The sequence below is a fragment of the Arsukibacterium indicum genome (assembly GCF_019100565.1).
GTDB lineage: Bacteria > Pseudomonadota > Gammaproteobacteria > Enterobacterales > Alteromonadaceae > Alishewanella > Alishewanella indicum.
Window position 1 is genome coordinate 178,150 of record NZ_JAHRID010000002.1, and the last position, 22,161, is coordinate 200,310.

Annotated in this window: 18 protein-coding genes; 10 read left to right on the forward strand and 8 right to left on the reverse strand. The window is 49.7% G+C overall.

The window, feature by feature from the left end; genetic code table 11:
* Positions 1-9: 9 nt before the first annotated feature.
* The 6 genes from KQY15_RS05385 (at position 10) to KQY15_RS05410 (ending at position 7,096) form a co-directional block, all read left to right on the forward strand.
* The gene (locus KQY15_RS05385; protein ID WP_217667983.1) at positions 10-816 is read left to right on the forward strand and encodes an enoyl-CoA hydratase-related protein; all 807 of its coding nucleotides are present in this window, start codon (positions 10-12) and stop codon (positions 814-816) included.
* Positions 817-818: 2 nt separating this feature from the next.
* Complete coding sequence (locus KQY15_RS05390; protein ID WP_217667985.1) at positions 819-2,804, forward strand: acetyl/propionyl/methylcrotonyl-CoA carboxylase subunit alpha; 1,986 nt, start codon at positions 819-821, stop codon at positions 2,802-2,804.
* A complete protein-coding gene (locus tag KQY15_RS05395) occupies positions 2,801-3,715 on the forward strand; it encodes a hydroxymethylglutaryl-CoA lyase (RefSeq protein WP_217667987.1) in 915 nt (304 codons plus the stop codon). The genes KQY15_RS05390 and KQY15_RS05395 overlap by 4 nt, the downstream gene beginning before the upstream one ends.
* Positions 3,716-4,026: 311 nt before the next feature.
* Entirely contained in the window at positions 4,027-4,728 is a 702-nt protein-coding gene (locus KQY15_RS05400; RefSeq protein ID WP_217667989.1) for a CoA transferase subunit A, read from the forward strand.
* 10 nt (positions 4,729-4,738) lie between these two features.
* Complete coding sequence (locus KQY15_RS05405; RefSeq protein ID WP_217667991.1) at positions 4,739-5,398, forward strand: CoA transferase subunit B; 660 nt, start codon at positions 4,739-4,741, stop codon at positions 5,396-5,398.
* Between the two features lie 192 nt (positions 5,399-5,590).
* Positions 5,591-7,096 (forward strand): leucyl aminopeptidase, encoded by a 1,506-nt coding sequence (locus KQY15_RS05410; RefSeq protein WP_217667993.1) that lies wholly within the window; start codon positions 5,591-5,593, stop codon positions 7,094-7,096.
* 129 nt (positions 7,097-7,225) lie between these two features.
* Here KQY15_RS05410 and KQY15_RS05415 read toward each other — a convergent pair whose 3' ends face one another.
* A complete protein-coding gene (locus tag KQY15_RS05415) occupies positions 7,226-8,107 on the reverse strand; it encodes an NAD(P)-dependent oxidoreductase (RefSeq protein WP_217667995.1) in 882 nt (293 codons plus the stop codon).
* A gap of 120 nt (positions 8,108-8,227) precedes the next feature.
* Here KQY15_RS05415 and KQY15_RS05420 point away from each other — a divergent pair, with 120 nt between their 5' ends.
* Together KQY15_RS05420 and KQY15_RS05425 are read left to right on the forward strand one after the other, a co-directional pair.
* Positions 8,228-8,707, forward strand: a complete 480-nt coding sequence (locus KQY15_RS05420; RefSeq protein ID WP_217667997.1) for a glutathione peroxidase — start codon at positions 8,228-8,230, stop codon at positions 8,705-8,707.
* Between the two features lie 85 nt (positions 8,708-8,792).
* Positions 8,793-9,773, forward strand: coding sequence for a 2-hydroxyacid dehydrogenase (locus KQY15_RS05425; protein ID WP_217667999.1), 981 nt, complete (start codon positions 8,793-8,795; stop codon positions 9,771-9,773).
* A 22-nt stretch (positions 9,774-9,795) separates the two neighbouring features.
* Here the strand turns inward: KQY15_RS05425 and KQY15_RS05430 are convergent, their stop codons facing one another.
* The 6 genes from KQY15_RS05430 to rlmC all read right to left on the reverse strand — a co-directional run bounded on the left by KQY15_RS05430 (position 9,796) and on the right by rlmC (position 17,333).
* The gene (locus tag KQY15_RS05430) at positions 9,796-10,188 is read right to left on the reverse strand and encodes a DUF2750 domain-containing protein (protein WP_217668001.1); all 393 of its coding nucleotides are present in this window, start codon (positions 10,186-10,188) and stop codon (positions 9,796-9,798) included.
* Between the two features lie 73 nt (positions 10,189-10,261).
* Entirely contained in the window at positions 10,262-10,690 is a 429-nt protein-coding gene (locus tag KQY15_RS05435) for a YqaA family protein (protein WP_217668002.1), read from the reverse strand.
* Positions 10,691-10,784: 94 nt separating this feature from the next.
* A complete protein-coding gene (locus tag KQY15_RS05440) occupies positions 10,785-13,940 on the reverse strand; it encodes an error-prone DNA polymerase (protein WP_217668004.1) in 3,156 nt (1,051 codons plus the stop codon).
* A 20-nt stretch (positions 13,941-13,960) separates the two neighbouring features.
* Positions 13,961-15,364, reverse strand: coding sequence for a Y-family DNA polymerase (locus KQY15_RS05445; RefSeq protein WP_217668006.1), 1,404 nt, complete (start codon positions 15,362-15,364; stop codon positions 13,961-13,963).
* A 1-nt stretch (position 15,365) separates the two neighbouring features.
* Complete coding sequence (imuA, locus tag KQY15_RS05450) at positions 15,366-16,121, reverse strand: translesion DNA synthesis-associated protein ImuA (RefSeq protein WP_217668008.1); 756 nt, start codon at positions 16,119-16,121, stop codon at positions 15,366-15,368.
* A 69-nt stretch (positions 16,122-16,190) separates the two neighbouring features.
* A complete protein-coding gene (gene rlmC, locus KQY15_RS05455; RefSeq protein ID WP_217668010.1) occupies positions 16,191-17,333 on the reverse strand; it encodes a 23S rRNA (uracil(747)-C(5))-methyltransferase RlmC in 1,143 nt (380 codons plus the stop codon).
* Between the two features lie 161 nt (positions 17,334-17,494).
* On the opposite strand from rlmC, the gene egtB reads away from it, so the two are divergent.
* Together egtB and egtD are read left to right on the forward strand one after the other, a co-directional pair.
* A complete protein-coding gene (gene egtB / locus KQY15_RS05460; protein WP_217668012.1) occupies positions 17,495-18,772 on the forward strand; it encodes an ergothioneine biosynthesis protein EgtB in 1,278 nt (425 codons plus the stop codon).
* Positions 18,772-19,758: an L-histidine N(alpha)-methyltransferase gene (egtD, locus tag KQY15_RS05465; RefSeq protein WP_217668014.1), complete on the forward strand. Its 987-nt coding sequence runs from the start codon at positions 18,772-18,774 to the stop codon at positions 19,756-19,758. Before egtB ends, egtD begins: the two co-directional genes overlap by 1 nt.
* Here the strand turns inward: egtD and pbpC are convergent.
* Positions 19,723-22,158: a penicillin-binding protein 1C gene (gene pbpC, locus KQY15_RS05470; protein ID WP_217668016.1), complete on the reverse strand. Its 2,436-nt coding sequence runs from the start codon at positions 22,156-22,158 to the stop codon at positions 19,723-19,725. The genes egtD and pbpC overlap by 36 nt on opposite strands.
* Positions 22,159-22,161: the final 3 nt, after the last annotated feature.

The window sequence follows — 22,161 nt, forward strand, 5'->3', positions numbered from 1 at the left end:
GGAGAAATGATGAACCAGGTTTACACCCAAGTAAGTATCGACCAGCGCGGCGTGGCCAACCTGGTGCTTAACCGGCCAGACGTGCATAACGCTTTTGACGATCAGATGATTGCTGAGCTGATCCAGGAGTTGGAAAAGTTGGCCAGCAACGATCAGGTGAAAGTACTACTGCTAAGTGCTAACGGTAAAAACTTCTCTGCCGGCGCCGATTTAAACTGGATGCGCTCGATGGCTGAAAAAGACTACGGCCAAAATCTGGACGACGCTAACGAGCTGGCCATGTTAATGCACAAGCTGGATAAATTCCCTAAACCCACAGTTGCCATTGTGCAAGGAGCAGCCTTTGGTGGCGCTGTTGGCTTAGTGGCCTGTTGTGATATCGCCATTGCCAGCGACAATGCCAGTTTCTGCTTAAGCGAAGTAAAAATTGGCCTTATCCCAGCTGTGATCAGTCCCTACGTTATGCGCGCCTTAGGCGAGCGGCAAAGCCGCCGCTACTTTTTAACGGCTGAGCGCTTTAATGCTGACATAGCCAAACAGTTGGGTTTACTGCATGAAGTAACCAGTGTCAGCGAGCTGGCCGACAAAGCCAATGGTCTAATCGACAATCTGCTGCAAAACAGCCCGGCCGCTATCAGCGCGGCTAAGGCCCTTATTCACAATATTTATAACCGCAAAATCAGCAACAATGTGGTAGCACATACAACCCAGGCCATTGCTGAAATTCGGGTATCAGATGAAGGTCAGGAAGGCCTGAGTGCGTTTCTGGAAAAACGCCGCCCTAACTGGTTAGCGCCTAAGCCACAGGATAATTAACTATGTTTCGTAAAATATTAGTAGCCAACCGTGGCGAAATTGCCTGTCGGGTTATCGACACGGCACACAAGCTGGGCATTCGTTGCGTGGCGGTATATTCAGAAGCCGATGCCAATGCCCGCCATGTCCGGATGGCCGACGAAGCCTATTTGCTTGGTCCTGCGCCCAGTAAAGACTCGTACCTGCGCGGCGACAAAATTATCGACATTGCCAAACAAAGCGGTGCTGAGGCGATCCACCCGGGTTATGGCTTTTTATCGGAAAACGAAGATTTCGCTAAAGCCTGTTCTGATGCCGGTGTGGTATTTATCGGCCCACCAGTCAGTGCCATTACCGCTATGGGTTCGAAAAGTGCCGCAAAAAAAATTATGGCCGATGCCGGGGTACCTTTAGTGCCGGGTTATCATGGCGATGATCAATCTGACGAAGTACTGACTAAAGAGTCTGCCAGCATTGGCTACCCACAGCTTTTAAAAGCCGCTTATGGTGGCGGTGGTAAAGGTATGCGGGTTGTCTGGAAAAAAGAAGAATTTGCTGATGCTTTAGCCAGTGCCCGGCGTGAAGCCAAAGCCGGTTTTGGCAACGACAAAATGCTGGTCGAACGCTATTTAACCAAACCGCGCCACATCGAAATTCAAGTGTTTTGTGACAACCATGGCAATGCGGTTTATCTGGCCGAACGCGATTGCTCTATTCAGCGCCGTCACCAGAAAGTGATTGAAGAAGCGCCGGCGCCAAATTTCAGCGCTGAGCAGCGTCAGGCAATGGGTGAAGCCGCAGTAAAAGCAGCCAAAGCCATTGACTATCGTGGCGCCGGCACCGTGGAGTTTCTATTCGACGAAGACGGCTCCTTCTACTTTATGGAAATGAACACCCGGCTTCAGGTTGAGCACCCGGTAACCGAAATGATCACCGGTCAGGACTTAGTCAAATGGCAGCTGTTAGTGGCCGCCGGTGAAGCCCTGCCGCTGAATCAGGATGAAGTGCAGATTGATGGCCACGCCATTGAAGTAAGGGTGTACGCCGAAGACCCTGATAACGACTTCCTGCCGCAAACCGGTAAGCTAACCTATTTACGCCAGCCGGAAGCCAGCCGCTATGTGCGGGTAGATACTGGCGTGGTAGAAAATGATGAAGTGTCACCCTATTACGACCCGATGATTGCCAAACTGATTGTCTGGGATGAAAGCCGCGACCGCGCCATTGCCCGCATGCTGCGCGCGCTGGACGATTACCGGATTGCCGGCGTCACCACCAACTTAAGTTTTCTAACCAGCCTGACCGAGCATCCGGCGTTTAAAGCAGCCGAGCTTGATACTAACTTTATCAATCACCATCAGGACAAGCTGTTTGCGCCAGCCAATAACGAAAACAATCAAGCGCTGGTGCTGGCAGCTTTATTTATAATGGAGCAGCAAAAGACGCCAAGACCAAGCAGTACCAGCCAAAGCCCCTGGCAATACAGCCATGGCTGGCGTTTAAACGAGACGCCTGCGGTGCTACTGAATTTACTGCACAATGACAAAGCGGAGCAGTTAATCGTTCGCGAACAGCAACAGCACTATGTTATTGAGCTGCAAGGCCAGCAAATTTGCTGTTTAGCTGAGCTGAACGGCGATGAGCTAAGCGCCACTCTGGGCGATCATAAAACTAAGGTACGGGTTAGCCGCTACCAGGACACCATCAGTGTGTTTATCAAGCATCACCGATACGACTTTATTTACCGCACTGAAGTGACGCCAGAGCTTGATGGTAGTGAGCACGCCGGCAGCTTAACCGCGCCGATGAACGGTACTATTGTGGCAATAATGACCAAAGCCGGCGCTAGCGTAAATGCCGGCGAAACTTTGGTGATTATGGAAGCGATGAAAATGGAATACAGCATTAAAGCGCCAAAAAACGGGGTTGTTAATGAAGTATTTTATGCCGCAGGTGACCTGGTTAAAGATGGCGCAGAACTGGTCGATTTTAGCCCGGAGGAAGCATGAGCTTGCAAAAAAGAGTCCGCATTGTTGAAGTAGGCCCACGCGATGGTCTGCAGAACGAGCAAAGCGTCAGTACCACCGATAAAATTGCTTTAATTGATATGTTAAGCACCGCTGGGCACAGTTACATTGAAAGTGGCGCCTTTGTTTCACCCAAGTGGGTGCCACAAATGGCCGACTCAGGTGAGGTATTTGCAGGTATTACCCGCAAAGCTGGCGTGACTTATGCGGCGCTGACCCCAAATTTAAAAGGCTACGAAGCGGCCAAAGCCGCAGGCGCTACTGAAGTGGCAATTTTTGGCGCAGCGTCTGAAGCCTTCAGCCAGAAAAACATTAACTGCTCAATCAGCGAGAGTCTGGAGCGCTTTGCACCGGTGCTGGCAGCAGCGCAAGCAGACGGCATTAAGGTGCGCGGTTATGTATCCTGTGTGGTCGGCTGCCCTTACCAGGGCAAAGTGGCACCTTCAGAAGTGGCCCGGGTCGCCAAATCGCTGATTGAAATGGGCTGCTATGAAGTGTCACTGGGCGATACCATTGGTGTTGGCACACCTAACACTGTTAACGCGATGCTTGATGCGGTGCTGGCTGTGGTGCCGGCAGACAAACTGGCGGTGCATTTTCATGACACCTATGGCCAGGCCCTGACCAATATTTACGTGGCACTGAACCGGGGCATCAGCATTATCGACAGTGCCGTGGCCGGTTTAGGCGGCTGCCCTTATGCAGCCGGTGCTTCAGGCAATGTCGCTACTGAAGATGTGGTGTATTTACTTAATGGTCTGGGCATTGAACATGGCATCGATTTAACTGCACTGGCAAAGGCTGGTTGGTTTATTACCGGCAAGCTTGGGAAACAGCCTAGTTCTAAAGTAGGATTGGCACTTAAGGCTAAGTGCACGCAAACTAGCACATAGTGATTTCGCAGCATCCCGGCAATTGCTACGTGTATTTTTTCTGCGACACGCCGTGAACCCATCCATGGGGGCTCGTTTCCGCCCGTCCAGGGCTTCAACGGTCTCAGAAAAAAACACCTCCGCACTCGCCTGTTCCATCTGAGCAGGTAAGCGCGCAGTGTACTTTAGCCAGAACCGTGTTTTTCATGGATGAAAAACAGGAGCCTACATGGAGGTATTCACGGCGTGTTCTGGCAAAGTTGCACGGAGTGATTACCGGTGATTTAACACATGAGTTTTGTTAACGTTCAGCAACGAACAGAGGACAACAAATGGCAGGGTTTAATAAAGTCGTACATAGCTACGAAGACGCCATGGCCGGCCTGCAGGACGGGATGACCGTGATTGCCGGTGGCTTTGGTTTATGTGGTATTCCGGAAGGCTTAATTGCCCAGATCAAAAAAATGAAAACCAAAGATCTCACTGTAGTATCGAACAACTGTGGGGTGGACGGCTTTGGCCTGGGCATTTTGCTGGAAGACCGCCAAATAAAGAAAATGGTCGCATCTTATGTTGGTGAAAACGCCCTGTTTGAAAAACAACTTTTAAGTGGCGAGCTGGAAGTGGAACTGACCCCGCAAGGTACCCTGGCCGAAAAAATGCGCGCCGGCGGTGCCGGCATACCGGCCTTTTTTACCGCCACCGGCTACGGTACGCCAGTTGCCGAAGGCAAAGAAACCCGCGAAATTAATGGTCGCAACTATGTGCTTGAGCCCGCTATTACCGGCGACTTTGCCATAGTGCGCGCCTGGAAAGCCGACCGTTACGGCAACCTGATGTTTCGGCACACCTCGATGAACTTCAACCCGATGGCTGCCACAGCTGGTAAAATTACCGTGGCCGAAGTGGAAGAGATTGTCGAGCCGGGCGAGCTGGAACCGTCGCAAATTCATACCCCGGGTATTTACGTGCAGCGCGTGATCAAAGGCAGCTTTGAAAAACGCATCGAACGTCGTATGGTGCGGCAAGGTTAAGGAGGCAACCATGGCTTTATCTCGTGAACAGGTAGCAATGCGCGTAGCGCAGGAGCTGCAAGACGGTTACTACGTTAACCTCGGTATTGGTATCCCAACTCTGGTAGCCAACTATGTACCGGCAGGTATTGAGGTCATGCTGCAATCGGAAAATGGCCTGCTTGGTATGGGCCCCTACCCGACTGAGGCAGAGCTGGACGCTGATATGATTAATGCCGGTAAAGAAACAGTCACAGCCATTAAAGGCGCAGCGATATTCAGCTCAGCAGAAAGCTTTGCCATGATCCGTGGCGGCCATGTCGATTTGACGGTGCTGGGCGCGTTTGAAGTGGATCAGAATGGCAACATCGCCAGCTGGATGATCCCGGGCAAACTGGTCAAAGGCATGGGCGGCGCAATGGACTTAGTAGCCGGTGCTATGAATATCGTTGTTACCATGACTCACGCTGACAAATACGGCAACAGTAAACTGCTGCAAAGCTGCACCCTGCCATTGACTGGCGTCGGTTGTGTCAAGAAAATCGTTACCGATTTAGCGGTGCTGGAAGTACGTAACGGTGCATTCCACCTGCTGGAGCGTGCTCCAGGCATTACTGTTGAGGAAATTCAGCAGAAAACCGCTGGCAAGCTGGTTGTTGACGGCGAAATACCAGAGATGCAATTTAACTAAAACCAGCCAATGCTGGCTGCAAATAACCAGGCAGTCCTCTGCATTAGTAAAGCTCTACCCTGAAAGGCGCAAATTTTTTGCGCCTTTTGTTGTATCAGCAAGAATATGCGACAGACCCCAGCCAATAATATTGTTTCAACGCGTGCTTTTAGGGAAGATAAGGGCAGATTATTCTTGTAGGAGTGTGATTACATGTTTCGTTTAACCGCAGTTGCAACCTTATTATTGGCCAGCTTTGCTTCGCAGGCAGGACCCTTTACCATAAAAACGACCAGCACTATTGCTGACAATGCTGATACGTTAATATTGTTGGTTGGCCCTGAACAATTAAATACAAACCCACAACTTGCCGCTATCAGTCAACAGGAAAACTTTACTGCAAAGCATGCTAAAACACTGACCTGGTTATCACCTGCTGCACCCTATGCGCAATTTAAGCGGGTTGTTTTGATGGGTACTGGCGAACCGGAAAAGCTTAGTGCGTATCAAGCCAGCTTGTTGGGCGCCGCTGCTGCCCGCAGCCTTAAAGACTCTGCAGCCAGCAATATTCAGCTTGATGCGTCAATGATTGACCCGGCTATCGGCCAAGCTGAGTTTCTGGCCCAATTTAGTCACGGCGTAGATCTGTCAAGTTACACATTTGACCGTTACTTAAGTGATAAAAAAACAGCCCCCGAGCGTAACCTGTTCCTACTTAGTAGCAATAAAAAAGCGACTGATGAACGCTTAGTTCAACTTAATGCGCTTAGCGAAGGTGTTGCACTGGCACGCGATCTCATTAATGAACCGGCCAGTGGCATCTACCCTGAAACCTTTGTCCAGCAAGCATTAGCACTACGTAAGTTAGGTGCTAAAGTAACAGTGATGGACGAAAAAGCGCTTGAGAAAGCTGGCATGGGCGCTATTTTAGCGGTTGGCCGCGGCAGTGCCCGTCCGCCACGGTTGTTGCTGGTACATTGGGAAGGCAGCAAGCAACAACCGGTCGCCGTGGTTGGTAAAGGTATTACATTTGATACCGGCGGCTATAATCTTAAAACGCAAGCTGACTCAATTTTTCGAATGACCTCAGATATGGCAGGCGCCGCCGCGGTTCTGGGAACTATGCACACATTGGTCAAACAACAGGCACCGGTTAATGTTATTGGTGTTATGGCATTAGCTGAGAATATGATTTCGGACCGCGCCTATTTACCCGGCGATATTGTCAGGGCCGGTAATGGTAAAACCATTGAAATTATTAACACTGATGCCGAAGGCCGGTTGGTACTGGCCGATGCACTCTGGCATGTAGAAACGCAGTATAAACCCCGGGCAATTGTTGATATCGCAACACTGACCGGTTCCAAAGTTACTGCTGTAGGAAATTATTATGCAGGTCTTTTCAGTAACGATGAAACACTGGTTACGCAATTAACACAAGCGGGTGAAAAAGTACATGAACGGGTTTGGCGTTTACCGCTGTCTGATGACATGCTACCTGAGCTAAAAAGTATGAAGGCCGATTTACGTAATACCGGCAGGTCAACGGGCGCTTCTACCGCCGCGTTATTTTTAAATCAATTTGTAAACGACACACCTTTTGCCCACCTTGATATTGCTGGCAATGCGTTAAGCGATAGCAGCAAAGGCTTGCATACTGAAGGTGGTACTGGTTTTGGGGTGCGCTTATTAACTGAGTGGGTGTTAACCACACAATAAACCGATATACACCTGAAAATAATGGTTTTAAATGTTTATTGTTTTAAAACTATTTAATCAAAGCCAGTTTAGTACCTACAGTAAGTAACAGGTACATTCTGGCTTTGTTATTTTAACCAACCGATAAGGCTAACGGGTAAAACGTTTTAATAAACTCGAAGTGTCCCAGCGGCCACCGCCCATTTGCTGTACTTCGCTGTAAAACTGATCAACTAACGCCGTTAACGGCAAATGGCTGCCGTTTTTGCGGGCTTCATTTAAGGCGATGCCTAAGTCTTTGCGCATCCAGTCTACGGCAAAGCCGAAGTCATACTTACCATTCAGCATGGTTTTATAACGGTTCTGCATTTGCCAGGACGATGCGGCGCCCTGGGAAATCACCTCAACCACAGCGGCGCCATCCAGGCCGGCATTCTGAGCAAAATTAAGTGCTTCTGCCAGGCCCTGCACCACCCCGGCAATACAAATCTGATTCACCATTTTTGTCAACTGACCTGAACCGGCCGGGCCCAGCAATTTTGCACAACGTGAGTAGCTCATAATGGCGGTTTCGGCCTGGTCAAACGCCGAAGGCTGGCCACCGAGCATTACCGTTAATACACCGTTTTCAGCACCGGCCTGGCCGCCGGATACCGGGGCATCTAAAAAGCCAATTTGTTTAGTCTCACAGGCAGCACTAAGTTCACGGGCTAACTCAGCTGATGCTGTCGTATGATCAATCAGCACGCTACCAGGCTGCAGGCTTGCCAGCACACCATCGTCTCCATACACTACCGAGCGCACGTCATCGTCATTGCCAACACATAAAAATACCAGCGACGCTTCTGCAGCTGCCAGTGCCGGCGTGCTAGCCTGGCTGCCACCAAATTGATTAACCCACGCTGTTGCTTTCGCAGCTGTGCGATTGTAGACACAAACCTGGTAACCCTTTTGCTGTAAATACCCTGCCATAGGGTAGCCCATCACGCCAAGACCAATAAATGCGACTTTACCTTTGCTTTCAATTGACATAAAAATGACTTATAGCTGTGAAATGATAAGCTGTTAGCTTACAAACTAAGTCTGGGAAAAGAAAGACGGATCCAGCAATCAGAACGTAAAACTGAATTTACAGCATAATCGGGAAGCAGAATGACCAATATACATCAGTTTAAAGTAAAAAATGGCCAGGGTCAGGAAGTGGATCTGGCAACTTACCGCGGTAAAGTCGTGCTTATCGTTAATACGGCCAGCCAGTGTGGCTTTACCCCACAATATCAGCAGCTGGAAGAGTTATATCAGCAATATAAAGATCGCGGTCTGGTGATCCTGGCATTCCCATGTAACCAGTTTGGCAGCCAGGAACCCGGCGATAACAGCGACATTCAGCAGTTTTGTCAGCTGAACTATGGCCTGAGCTTTCCGGTTATGGCTAAAATAAATGTTAATGGTTTAAAAGCATCACCGCTATTCGAGCATTTAAAAGACAGTGCCAGGGGCTTGCTTAAAACACGGGCTATTAAGTGGAATTTCACCAAGTTTCTGATAAACAAGCAGGGTGAAGTCGTTAAGCGCTATGCTCCCCGCACTAAACCCGCCAGCATTGCTCAGGCGATAGAAGAACTGCTGTAACTTTGATCTGGCGCTAATTATGACAACTTCAGCTGATCTACACTTATCTGAAAATAACAGACCGCAAACAAGCGCGAGGCTGCAAATGAAAGTTGCCGTGTTCAGTGCCAAAAAATATGATCAGAAGGGCTTAGGTCAGTGGGCTGATCCAAGCCTGCAATTCAGCTATTTTGAAAACCGCTTAAGTTCAGCAAATGTTAAACTGGCACACGGCTGCCATGCGATTTGTGCCTTTGTTAATGATGATCTGTCGGCGGAAGTGTTGCAGCAGATGTCCGAAATGGGCATTGAAATGGTGGCACTACGTTGTGCCGGTTTTAACAATGTTGACCTGGCTACCGCCAAAGCACTGGGCATCCGGATTGCCAGAGTGCCAGCCTACTCGCCAGAGGCGGTTGCAGAGCACACGGTAGCCATGATGCTGACGTTAAATCGCAAGCTACATAAAGCCTTTAACCGGGTCAGAGATGACAATTTCGCGATTGACGGTTTACTAGGCTTTAATATGCACGGCAAAACCGTTGGTTTAATTGGTACTGGCAGGATTGGCCTGGCTACAGCCCGCATCTTAAAAGGCTTTGGCTGTAAGCTACTTTGCTATGACATTGAGCCGGCAGCGGAGCTGACAAACGACTATGTCAGCCTGAATGAGTTATATGCACAGAGCGATATTATCAGTTTACATTGCCCGCTTACCCCGGCTACCAAGCATATAATCAATACTGATTCGCTGGCCAAAATGCGTGATGGTGTGATGCTGATTAATACCAGCCGCGGTGGCCTGGTAAATACCAAAACCGTAATTGATGGCTTAAAAAGCCGAAAAATTGGTTATCTGGGTTTAGATGTGTACGAACAGGAAGCCGATATCTTTTTTGAAAATTTATCAGAGCAGGTAATAGATGATGAGATATTTAAACGGCTGCTGACCTTTCCAAATGTGCTGATCACCAGTCATCAGGCCTTTTTTACCAAAGAGGCGTTGCAGCAAATATGTACTATTACCAGTGACAATTTAATGGCATTTGCCGGCGGCAGCACCACCGGCAATGAATTAGTGCAATAACGGCTTAATTATTGAATTGCACTCAGTCTTTATCGCTCATAGCATCAAGCAGAGTTTCTGACAGCTCTTCCGGCGTGACCACCACACCAGGACCATCTGAGTCAGGCAGGACGGCAATAGCCAGCTCATCGCCAATTAAACCTGAGGTCCATTTATCCAGCCAGGTTTTTACGTCGATAGATTTGGCAGTACAGTGTTGCCACTCACCTTCAATCCATTGTGCTGCCAGTTCAGCATGTGGCCATACCGGAATGCAACGCTCTTCCTCAGCACTTACTAATACAAAGCCTTCTTCGTCAGTTAAAATCCAGATCTCTTCTAAATCAGCCACGGCCTGAACAAAATATTCATAGCGTTGCTCGGCATCCAGCGAAATGACGCGATTGAGTTCTTCTGTACTTAGTTGATATTCCATCTTGGTTTCCTGCAAAAAATAAAGTGTGCTAATGATGACGGATCTGGCCATATAAAGCCATTAGTAAAACGAATTACCAAAGCTGACGGGCCAAAAATAACAACAATGCATAACGAGCCCCTTTACCCAGCGTAACCAATAATAAAAATAGCCCAAAACGAACCCGCAAAGTGCCGGCAACCAGGGTTAGCGGGTCTCCGACTATCGGTAACCAGGCCAGTAGCAGGCTCCAGCTGCCGTAGCGGTTAAACTGAATTTCAGCTTTGGCTAGCTGCGCCTGGCTTATCGGAAACCAGCGCTTATGTTGAAATCGCAGTAACTCTTTACCCAAATACCAGTTGACGCAGGAGCCCAGGGTATTGCCGCAGGTGGCAGCCAACCACAACCACAATGGCTTATAACCCTGTTGGGCCAAAGCCAGTAACAGTACCTCAGAGGAGGCGGGTAATAAAGTGGCAGCAATAAAGCCGCTGGCAAAAAGTGAAAAATAGCCCAAAAGCATAAAATGATATTAGCCCTGCTTAAAAATCGCAGGCACTGTAGCAGATTGTCAGACTAAGTTAATAATACAGTTAGTAATAGAGCCAGTAATATAGTTAGTGAAAATCCCGCGATTTGCTGGCAAAGGCTGCCAGCTCATGGCTTAAATCGGTCAGCCTGCCGGCTATTACATGGGTTACGTCCCCTTCACGCTCTAAAATACCGTCTACCTGCAGTATTTGCGCCGTTAAAAAAGCCTGTTGCTGAGCCTGAGCTGTGGCCAGCCACACCACCACATTGGCAGTACCGGTTTCATCTTCCAGCGAAATAAAAGTAACCCCGGCAGCAGTGCCGGGCCTTTGTCGCAAGGTTACCAGACCACTTATCCGTACCGGACTTTTATGCCGCACCTCTTTTAATGACTCAGCGTCAATACTGCGCGGCAATTTACCCGCCTTGCGCAGCAGGGCTATCGGATGTTGCTGTAAACTCAGACCGGTAGCGGCATAGTCTTCCAACACCTCGTCTATCTCTGACGGTGCGGGCAAAACCATAGCCTGATATTGTACGGTTTTTTCAGCGACTTCCTGAGCCTCTGAAGCTTTTTTTATATTTTTTGCTGTCAATATCACTGGCTTATTCTGCAAGCTTTCTTCGGCACAGAAAAGTGGCAGGCTCTGCTGCTTATCCAGTAATTGCCAGCGACTGTTGTACCTGTCGCCACTGATCGCTGCTAACGCATTGGCACTGGCCAGTGCCTGTAAATCACTGCTGTTAAGGCCAGCCTGTCGTAACTGGGAAAGTGAGCTATAACCAGCAGCAGGTCGATGCTGCAGTAAGCGCTCAACCCCTGCAGCACTTAACCCTTTTATCTGCCGCAGCCCCAGCCTGATAGCAAAATTCGCTTGTTCTGATTGCAAGGTATAATCACGGCAAGAGCCATTAACACATACCGGTAATACCTTAACCTGATGCCTTTTTGCATCCTGTAACAGCTGCGACGGGCTGTAAAACCCCATCGGTAAGCTGTTAAGTAATGCCGTATAAAAGGCCGCCGGATAATAATGTTTTAGCCAGGCCGAAATATAGGCCAGCACAGCAAAACTGGCCGAATGCGACTCGGGAAAACCATATTCACCAAAACCACAAATTTGCTGGTATATCCGCTCAGCAAATTCCTGCTGATATCCGCGCTTCAGCATGCCGTTTATCAGCTTATCTTTAAATTGCAGTAATTCTCCGGTTTTTTTCCAGCTGGCCATTGCCCGGCGCAACTGATCAGCCTCACCGCCACTAAAACCGGCGGCTACCATAGCCAGCGCTATTACCTGCTCCTGAAATATCGGTACCCCCATGGTGCGGCTTAATACCTGTTCAACCTCTTTTGACGGATAGCTTACTGGCTCGATGCCATTACGCCGTTTTAAATATGGATGCACCATATCGCCCTGAATAGGCCCGGGCCGGACAATAGCAATCTGCACCACTAAATCGTAATAACAGGCCGGTTTTAACCGCGGTAACATGCTCATTTGTGCCCGTGATTCAATCTGAAATAAACCCACGGTATCGGCTTTTTGGATCAGCTGATACACCGCCGGATCATCGCCAAGCGCGTTGATACCGGCAATACTTAGCGAACGTTGATAATGCCGTTTAACCAGCTGAAAACATTTACGAATGGCCGTTAACATCCCCAGCGCCAGCACATCAACCTTCAGCAGTTCCAGTGTTTCTAAATCATCTTTATCCCACTGGATCACGGTTCTGTCGATCATAGCCGCATTTTCCACCGGTACCAGTTCATACAGCGGCCCTTCAGAAATGACAAAGCCGCCTACGTGCTGCGATAAATGGCGGGGAAACCCGCGCAGCTCATCCACTAACTGCACAAGCTGGCGGGTTGTCTCGCTGTCAGGAGCCAGCCCCAGTGCTCCCAATTGCTGCTGCCAGGGGGTAACAGGATTACGCCGCTGAATATTTTTGACAAGGAAATCCAGTTGGCTTTCCGGCAATCCCAGTGCTTTACCAACATCCCGCAGAGCACTTTTAAAGCGATAACTGATAACAGTAGCAGCCAGAGCAGCGCGCTCCCGGCCGTATTTCTGATACAAATACTGAATCACTTCTTCGCGCCGTTCATGTTCGAAATCTACGTCAATATCAGGCGGCTCCTGACGCTCTTTTGATAAAAACCGTTCAAACAACACCTGAATTTGCCGCGGATCAACAGCCGTGATTTGCAGGCAATAACACACCACTGAATTAGCCGCCGAACCCCGGCCCTGATATAAAATATTGCGACTTTGGGCAAACTGCACCAGATCGTAAATGGTCAGAAAAAAATATTCGTAATTAAGTTCGCTAATAAGGGTCAGCTCTTTTTCAATCAGCGCCTGTACCCTTTGTGGTACGCCGTCGGTAAAGCGTATTTTGCTGCCCTGAACAACCAGCTGTCGCAGATAACTGCTGGCGGTTTGCCCTGCTGGCACCAGCTCAGCCGGATACTGATACTTAAGCTCGCTAAGATTAAAACTGCAGCACCCGGCAATAACCGCGGTTTCATTCAGCCAATTGTCCGGAAATAACTTAGCCAGCTTGGACAACGGCCTGAGTGCCCGCTCGGTATTGCTTAGCAGCTCACGCCCCAGTTCACTAACCGGTCTGCCGGCCCGGATGGCGCTGACGCAATGCTGCAGTGCCAGCCGGCCGGGCTGATGCATTAAAACAGCACCACAACACATCTGACTAAGCTGGAACTGGCTGGCCAATTGCTGACAATACTGATTAAATTGCGGCTCGTTATGGCTTAAATAGCGCCGCATTGCCAGCCATAACCGGCTGGCATGATACCTGGTAAGCCAGCTACCCCAATACTGATCGCTGGCATTATCTCCACTTGGCAACCATAAAATAAAACAGTGCTTTACTGACATTAAATCCCATTCTGTCAGCTGATAATCACCTTTGCGGCTGCGCCTTCTGGCATTAGTGATAACCCGACACAGCTCGCTATATGCCGCTTTAGTCGGGCATAACAACACCAGCTGCAGCTTATCCAGCATAAACACACTGCCAACAATTAACTTCAGTGCAAGTTGCTGCTCATTAATTGCCCGATAGGCCCTAACCACACCGGCAACTGAACATTCATCTGTTATTGCCAGCGCCTGATAGCCCAGCGATGCGGCCTCGATTACCAACTCTTGCGGACTGGACGCACCTTGTAAAAAGCTGAAATGGCTTTGACAAAACAGTTCAGCATATTGCATTGCCGTTACCTGCCTTGATATTAACTAAACAAACCATGGATAAACCATTGCTGACTTACCGTTCGGAACAGCCATAACCACTGGCCTTGCTGATTGCGACCAATATAGTAATCACGCTGCGCACCCAGTTGCCAGCCATCAGGACACAACCGCTCGGGCCCCTGGTTAATTGTTACGGCTTCTGTGAGGGGTTGTGGTCTGGTAAATAAAAATGCTGGCCGAAGTGGCAAAACCGCCTGCCCGATTGCCCCCTTTGTCAGTGGCAGACTGCGCTTACTGGCCATCTCGGGCAAATGTTGATCCTGCAGGGTTAAACCGCTGACCGCAGCATGGCCTAAACGGGCCTGCAACAATGATATCAACTGTAATGCCGACATTCTGGCCTGATGCTGATTAAATAATGCTTCAGTAGTGTGCTGCTGGCCGGCAAAATGATTAACATCCAGCTGCAGGCCATACACCGGTTCCGGCAAAGGCAGGTTTTCTAGTTGTAGCTGACATAACGCCAGCCAGGCCTGGGCTTTATATTCGCCCTGAGCAGAGCCGATACTCAGCTTAAGCGGCGGATTATCGCGAAAAAATAAACTAAGCAGCAGTTGATAGCACTGACAATTGGTCCGTCTTAGTTGCTGCTCCAGTTGCTGCAGTAGTTTGGCTAGCGGTTTAATCAGTACATTACTGTCGCTGATGTCATACAGCAGTTCCATATAACGGCTGAAACCAGGCTCAGGTTGGAAATACTCCAGCGCATGATAGTAATCGCCCCGCAACCGTCCCAGATAACTCAGCAACTGACTGTCGAAGCGCCGGGCCAACTCTGCCGGTGGCAAAGACTGTAACTGACCAAGGGTATGGATCCCCAGCCGGATCATTTGCTGCTGCATTGCTGGCGAGAGCTCTGTTGCACTTAGCGGGCTGCTGTTCAGCGCTTTATCAAACAGCCGGTTATCAACAGTAATTAACCCAGCCTGCTGATAAGCCAGACATTTAGCCGCATAAGGCGTTGCACCACAGCTATACTGATAACGGTAAGTCAGCGCAGAGAGTTTTGCGCTCAGTTCCTGCCAGTAAGGTTTAAGCCCGCCATACAGCTGCAACATGCCTTCAAGACGCAGAATAAGCCCAGCGGGTTTATCTAAGGCAATATCACTGCTTACCTGATACAACTGCTGGGCAACGTTGTGCAGAATTTTAGCTTGCTGCTCTGGCTGATAGGGCAGCAGCTGCAAATCCGGACACAGCGCAGCAGCGCTGGCCAGGCCCATGTGTTGTTTAAGGCCGGCCTTAATCGCCGCAGGATTTAACTGCACTAACTGATGCTGCAGATCAACCAGTGCAACGGGCAATTGACGGTCGCTTTCGGCTGAAAGTTGCAGATGATCCAACTGCAGTGCCGGAAAATGCAGATATATAAACAAAGCCATTTCAAACAGCCTGGCGCAGTGGCTCAGCAGCAGTTCCGGTTAAGCACAATACCGGCCATTTCTGTTGCATACTTATTCGAAACGGCGCTGCCGGCCAACTGCCTTTCCGTTTAAGCACAGTTAATTGCAGTCCCTGTGGATCCGGCTTAAGGCTGATACTTAAATTAACTGGCAGGCTAAGTGCCTGACTGCTATGCCTGAACACAATCATGCTGGCGGCGCCCTGTTCTGCAGCGAGTTGTAACCGTCGGGCCTGAGCTAAACTGATGACCGCAGGCCATAGCAGCACGCTGGCGCAACAGCCACTTTGCAGACACTGCTCAGCCGCCCATAACGCCTGTTGTTGTGGCGAAAGCTTTTTTACAGATTGAGGGTTTTTAGCCGGCTGAGTCAGCTTAGCCAGTTCATCTGAGCTCTGGCCAAAAGCCGGTTGCTCGCCCGGGGTGATGATCAGCAACTGGCTTAACTCAAGCCCGCTTCCGGCCAGCATATCGGCGCAAAGCTCAGCCGGCGGTCCAATAAATACCAGTAAACGCTGGCTCTGCTGTTGTTGCTGTTGTAAATAAGGTAACAACAGACGCAGCTCACCTATACCGGCTTCGGTTTGAATATCAATCAGGCCGGTTGCCGGCAAGCCACCACCTAACTGCTGATCCAGTTCAGGATATCCTGACGCAACAGCCCTGTAGGCCAACTGCTGGCTATCGCCTTGCCATAATAACTGGCGTCGGGCGAGTTGATCTAATAAGGTAGACATACATCACCATATATACTGTATATATAAACAGTATATATGGCTTTTTGCAGGATGCAATATCCAGCGCTATCACTTTCGTTGCAACAGAGTTAACACTTCATAATGGCTGCTATGGGCGAACATATCAAACAGCTGTACTTTCAGTAATTTGTATTGGTTTAATCTGGTTAAATCGTCCGCCAGGGTTTGGGCATTACAACTGGAATAAAGCAGCCAGCCAGGGGAAAGCCGTTCAATATCCTGACATAACGCAGCCCCTAAACCGCGCCGTGGCGGGTTTACCACCAGTAAATCAGGGGCCTTTGCTGCGGCATTGGCAAAGGCCGTAGCATCCAATGCCTGAAAGCTGACATTTGTTAATCCCATTTCTGCTGCTGAGCGTGTAGCACTGGCAATGGCTGCCGGGGCAATTTCAATACCCTGCAGGCTTTGATCATTCTGCACCAAATGAAGGCCAAAACCACCCACTCCGCAAAACAGGTCCCATATTTGATTGAACTGACCGTTTTGCTCCTGCAGTTCAGCAGCCCATTGGGCGGCATTAAGATACAAGCTGGCCGCTACTACCGGCTGGGTCTGAAAAAAACTTTGCGGCTGTAAATAAAGCGGTACCTGATTTAATTGCTCAGCCAGCACAGTTTGCTTGGTTAAAACAATTTCTTCCGCGCCTTCCAGGATGGCCGCTGCTGCTGGCTGCAAATTCACCGAGCAAAGCTCAAGTTCTGGCAATTGCTGCTCTAGCCAGGGCAAATGTTTGGTTACAGAGGCCAGACAGTTTTTTGAACGCAGCACAAGCCGCAGCATAAAGCGGCCACTGTGCAGGCTTTGGCTAAGTAAAATATATTTCAGTTCACCACGGCGGCTGGCAATGTCATACGGGGTAAGAGTAGCACGGCGGATAAAAGCTTTACACAAGGCAAAAACCGGCACAAAGCTCGCTGGATATAACGGGCAATCGGCTAAATCGACCTGCTCACCCCGGGCATTGATAATACCCAGCACCGGATTAGTGACACTGCCCAGAACGACCATTTTCGCTTTGTAGCGAAAACCCTGCTCTTCACTTGCAATTGGCGCTAAGACACTCTCTGGCTGCATTGGAGCCATTAGCTCATTCAGATGCTGCTGTTTATCGGTCAGTTGCTGCGAGTAGGGTTTTGCCAGCCATTGGCATGATTGACAGCGGTTAGCCTGAAAATGGTGGCAATACATTTAATAATCACTTTACTGACAAGCGGAAAATTAGCTTGGCTTATTCTACCTGTTCATTTTTTTGAAATATAGCCGGCAAATAATAGCAGATTAAATTGCAACCCTGCATTAACACAACAAGCCTGCTAGACTGAAAATACCTGCATTATGCGAGGAGCAAAATGGAATTAGACAAAAATAACCAGGAGCAAGGTGTTATCGATAGTTTTCAACAGGTACGCCGCCAGACATTAGCGTTAACAGAGGGCTTATCTGCCGAAGATATGGTGGTGCAGTCTATGCCCGATGCCAGCCCGTTAAAATGGCATCTGGCTCATACCAGCTGGTTTTATGAGCATTTTATCCTGCAACGCTTTAGCAAAAATTATCAGTGCTTTAATACTGATTATCAGTTTCTGTTTAACTCTTATTACGATGCCGTTGGCCCACGCCACGCCAGACCAAACCGTGGCTTGCTAACCCGCCCTGCTATCAGCGATATTCTGGAATATCGCCAGCATGTGGAAACGCATATGCAGCAGCTACTTGCTCTGGGGCAACCCGATGTAACTGAATTACTGACAATAGGCTTACATCATGAAATGCAGCATCAGGAGCTGATGCTAACCGACGTGCTGCATTTGTTGTCAGCCAATCCGCTGGCTCCGGCCATGCAGCAAACCCCACCACCAGCCAGTCTGTCCGGTTCTGCTCAGCCACTGCCAGCACTTCAAATGTTAAGCCATGATGGTGGCTTGCTTAAGGTTGGCGCAGCTGAGCAGGGTTTCAGCTACGATTGTGAAAAGCCCCGTCATCAATACTTTTTGCAGCCATTTAAACTGGCCAGCCGTCCGGTTACAAATGGTGAGTGGTTGCAGTTTATTGACGATGGCGGTTATCAGAACCCCTTGTTGTGGCTGTCTGACGGCTGGCATTACAGCCAGCAATATAACTGGCAGGCACCGTTATACTGGCAACGGCAGCAGCAACAATGGTGTAGTTTCAGTTTACGTGGCTTACAGCCTTTGAACCTGGCCGCGCCGGTATGCCATATCAGTTATTATGAAGCAGACGCCTTTGCCCGCTGGGCTGGTAAGCGTTTGCCCCGTGAACAGGAATGGGAAGTGATTGCCGAGGCGCAGCCAGAGGCCCTGACCAATGCTAATTTTCTGGAGCAACATATCTGGCAGCCTACCTCTTGCGATAACCAGCCAGGTTTTCAAAAGTTATTTGGCGATGTCTGGGAATGGAGCCAAAGCCCTTACAGCCCTTATCCTGGTTTTAGTGCGGCCCAGGGCGAGCTTGCCGAATATAACGGTAAATTTATGGCCAATCAATTTGTGCTTCGTGGTGGCTCCTGTGCCTCGCCACGCCAGCAATTACGCAGCAGTTATCGTAACTTTTTTCATCCCCACCAACGCTGGCAGTTTAGCGGACTCAGATTAGCAGAGGATCAATAATGTCATCAGCTCAGTCAATGTTTTATACCAACGATTTAACTACCGGCCTCATTTCACCACTGATGGATCTGGATTTTGCCGACGACGTATTAACCGGCCTGGCATTACCGCAAAAACAACTTCATGCAAAATACTTTTATGATCAGCAAGGTTCAGACTATTTTGATCAGATTTGCCAATTACCAGAGTACTACCCTTACCAGACTGAGCTAAACCTGCTGCCAAAGGTGGCCAAAGAATTAGCTGGCATCTTAACCAGTGACTGCACCATCGTCGAATTCGGCGCTGGCTCGCTGGTAAAAATTAAGCCATTGCTCAATGCAATCAACAGTATCCGTCAGTTTATTCCGATTGATATCAGTGGTATTCATCTGGAGATGGCCTGCCAGCAGTTACAAACTGATTTTCCGAAGCTTGCAGTCAAGCCGGTGGTGGCAGATTTTTGCTACCCGGTAACGCTGCCGGCGTTTGGCCACCAGCAAAAAATCGGCTTTTTCCCGGGCTCGACCATTGGCAATTTCTGCCCGGCGCAAGCAGCCAGTTTTTTAGAAAACGCCCGCTGCACCCTGGGGCCTGATAGCAGTCTGCTTATCGGGGTAGACACCAAGAAATCTCCTGTTTATCTGCACCGTGCTTATAACGATGCAGATGGCATTACCGCCCGCTTTAACCGCAATATTTTAACCCGGATTAACCGTGAACTGGGTGCCAACTTTAAGCCGGAGAATTTTGAGCACTATGCTTTTTATAATGCCGGCCAGGGCCGGGTGGAAATGCATCTGGTCAGTACTGCGGAGCAAGTGGTTGATGTATTTGGCAGTGCGGTCGCCTTTGCCGCCGGCGAAAGTATTCATACTGAAAACTCCTATAAATACACTCCGGATGAATTTTGTCAGCTTGCCCGCTCAGCCGGCTGGCAGGTAGAAAGAACCTGGCTGGCCGATAAAGACTTATTCGCTGCCTACCTGCTGCGAAACCCCGGTTAGCGCAGGTACGCCGCTTACCTGGATGGTAACACTGGCCGCACCGCCTAAATCATCCACTACAGATAAAGTGATTAAACCAGGCCTGCCCTGCCAGAACAGGGTTTCGCCTGGCGTTACTGCCCCCAGATAACGCTTATCAGCAAACCAGTGGGCCCGGCTAACCGCACCATCAAAGCTTGCTTGCAGAGCAATTTGTTGCTGGCCAACAGGCTGTTTAATATCATCTGCATGCTGTTCGCTGACCAGGTAAGTCAGCTGAGCCTGCGGCGAGCGGATTTGAGGTGGCTGACGAGTTAACTGCAACCTGTCCGGGCAAGCCTTTTGATATTGTGGCGGTTTCGCTAACATAATTCCGGCCTGCTGCATCGCTTTACTAATATCAGATGGCCAGAACTCAAACACCTTAAGCTCGGTAACGCCCGGCTGATGCGAACAGGCCCTAAGCCCGCTACTTAGTTCAACAGGTACGGCCCGGTGTACCTCTGAAACCTTTATTGGCGACACTCCAGGGATAAACCAGCCGGGTTCAGTTTGCGGGCAATGTTGATTAGGCAAGTCGCCACTGCGACTGCAAAGCGCCACTTCTTTCAGGTTTAACCCAGCCGAATGACTAAAAAGCTTCTGATTTTCTACAGGATTTTTCGGTAATAACTCAAGCAATTCAAAAAAAAACGGTCCGGCTGCGGAACGCCCAACCAGATTAGGATTACTGCTGCCATCAAAATTACCTAACCATACCGCCAGCACATAGTCTCCGCTTAAGCCAACAGCCCAGGCATCACGAAACGCATAGGAGGTACCGGTTTTCCAGGCAACAGGGGGTTGTGCAGTCAGCTCACCGAGTAAACCGCTTTGCACTCTGGGGTGCTGGCGCAGCATATCCAGCGTTAAAAATGCCGCTTCCGGGCTTATCAACTGTTTAACCTCAATGTCTTTTTGCGGTTGCTTTTGCCAGGCTAGTGGCTGCCACTTGCCACCGTTACCTAACATCGCATACAGTTGTACTAACTGGGCCATGCTTAGCTCCATGCCGCCCAGCACTAAAGCTAAGCCATAGTGGCTGGCAGGCTGGGCTAACGGCACTCCGGCGGTATTCAGCCACTGGTAAAAGTCAGGTTGCTGCAGCTGAGCCTGCAGCTGTACCGCTGGTAAATTACGGCTGTTAATCAGTGCTGCCGTGGCCGACAATGGCCCGGCAAACTGCCGGTCAAAATTTTCAGGATTAAAGCTGCCGTAACGTCGCGGCAGATCTGTCAGCAGGGTTTTCGGATGGATCAGTCCCTGCTGCAACGCCAGCCCATAAACAAAAGGTTTTAAAGCTGAACCTGGCGAGCGGGCAGCCGTTACGCCATCAACCTGGCCTGCAATCACTTCATTATAAAAATCAGCCGAGCCCAGCCAGGCCTGGATCTGCATAGTACTGCGCTTTATCAGTAACACGCTGCCATTGTTGATACCTGTTGCCTGCTGTCGCTGCAAATAGCGGCCTAGCTGTTGCTCAAAACGTTGCTGCAATGGTAACTGCAGGCTGGTGTAAAAGCGGCCCTGCTGCTGGCCCTGCGCGCGCAGCTGATTAATAAAATGGGGGGCCTGCTGCGGGATATCGGCCCGGTTTAAATACTGCAACGGCAAAGTTAACGGTAATAACTGAGCTGTCAGTTCAGCGGTCTGTTCAGTTTGCTGTTGCCAGATAGCAGTCAGCCGCTGCCGGGCCAGCTCGAGCTGCTGCTGACCGCTACTGCTAAGCGGACTGCGCTGATTAGGATTTTGCGGAATAACACTAAGCGCGATGGCCTCGGGCAACGTTAGTTCACTGGCTTCTTTGCCGAAGTAAATCAGACTGGCAGCGGCAACGCCTTCAATATTGCCGCCATAAGGCGCATAGTTAAAATAGGCTTCCAGCAACTCGGCTTTGCTGAAATGGCGCTCCAGATACAGCGCGTAAGCAATCTGATGCAGCTTGCCTGTAATATAACTGGTGTTCAGCTTAAACCGCAACCGCGCCAGCTGCATGCTGATGGTCGAGGCGCCCTGACGCCGGCCATTTTTAAGCACGCCCTGCCAGAAAGCCCGGGCAATTGCACTGAAATCAAGACCAAAGTGGTGATAAAAGTCGCGATCTTCGTATAAAATTGTCGCTTGCTGAATAGCCGGCGCAATTTCGTTTAAAGGGAGCTTTAACCGGTAACGCTGATCGTCTGCCAGCTGCAGACTAAGCAGCTCGCCATCGGCGGCAAAATAGGCACTGCCCTGCTGATAACCGGCATATAAATCCGGTTTGGCCGATACAGCCAATAACAATGCCACCAACAGTAATACCATGCCGGCGGGCAGCAACAACCAGTGCAGCAGCCATTTCAGGCGGGGCTGCCAGCCAGACTGTCGTTGTTGCACTTTCATCTG

Bases quoted from the DNA above. Each gene is read 5' to 3' on its own strand.
- KQY15_RS05385 (WP_217667983.1), top strand. From the start codon at position 10: ATGAACCAGGTTTACACCCAAGTAAGTATCGACCAGCGCGGCGTGGCC.
- KQY15_RS05390 (WP_217667985.1), top strand. From the start codon at position 819: ATGTTTCGTAAAATATTAGTAGCCAACCGTGGCGAAATTGCCTGTCGG.
- pbpC (WP_217668016.1), bottom strand. From the start codon at position 22,158: ATGAAAGTGCAACAACGACAGTCTGGCTGGCAGCCCCGCCTGAAATGG.
- imuA (WP_217668008.1), bottom strand. From the start codon at position 16,121: ATGTCTACCTTATTAGATCAACTCGCCCGACGCCAGTTATTATGGCAA.
- KQY15_RS05395 (WP_217667987.1), top strand. From the start codon at position 2,801: ATGAGCTTGCAAAAAAGAGTCCGCATTGTTGAAGTAGGCCCACGCGAT.
- rlmC (WP_217668010.1), bottom strand. From the start codon at position 17,333: ATGTATTGCCACCATTTTCAGGCTAACCGCTGTCAATCATGCCAATGG.
- KQY15_RS05400 (WP_217667989.1), top strand. From the start codon at position 4,027: ATGGCAGGGTTTAATAAAGTCGTACATAGCTACGAAGACGCCATGGCC.
- egtD (WP_217668014.1), top strand. From the start codon at position 18,772: ATGTCATCAGCTCAGTCAATGTTTTATACCAACGATTTAACTACCGGC.
- KQY15_RS05435 (WP_217668002.1), bottom strand. From the start codon at position 10,690: ATGCTTTTGGGCTATTTTTCACTTTTTGCCAGCGGCTTTATTGCTGCC.
- KQY15_RS05430 (WP_217668001.1), bottom strand. From the start codon at position 10,188: ATGGAATATCAACTAAGTACAGAAGAACTCAATCGCGTCATTTCGCTG.
- KQY15_RS05415 (WP_217667995.1), bottom strand. From the start codon at position 8,107: ATGTCAATTGAAAGCAAAGGTAAAGTCGCATTTATTGGTCTTGGCGTG.
- KQY15_RS05410 (WP_217667993.1), top strand. From the start codon at position 5,591: ATGTTTCGTTTAACCGCAGTTGCAACCTTATTATTGGCCAGCTTTGCT.
- egtB (WP_217668012.1), top strand. From the start codon at position 17,495: ATGGAATTAGACAAAAATAACCAGGAGCAAGGTGTTATCGATAGTTTT.
- KQY15_RS05440 (WP_217668004.1), bottom strand. From the start codon at position 13,940: ATGCAATATGCTGAACTGTTTTGTCAAAGCCATTTCAGCTTTTTACAA.
- KQY15_RS05420 (WP_217667997.1), top strand. From the start codon at position 8,228: ATGACCAATATACATCAGTTTAAAGTAAAAAATGGCCAGGGTCAGGAA.
- KQY15_RS05405 (WP_217667991.1), top strand. From the start codon at position 4,739: ATGGCTTTATCTCGTGAACAGGTAGCAATGCGCGTAGCGCAGGAGCTG.
- KQY15_RS05445 (WP_217668006.1), bottom strand. From the start codon at position 15,364: ATGGCTTTGTTTATATATCTGCATTTTCCGGCACTGCAGTTGGATCAT.
- KQY15_RS05425 (WP_217667999.1), top strand. From the start codon at position 8,793: ATGAAAGTTGCCGTGTTCAGTGCCAAAAAATATGATCAGAAGGGCTTA.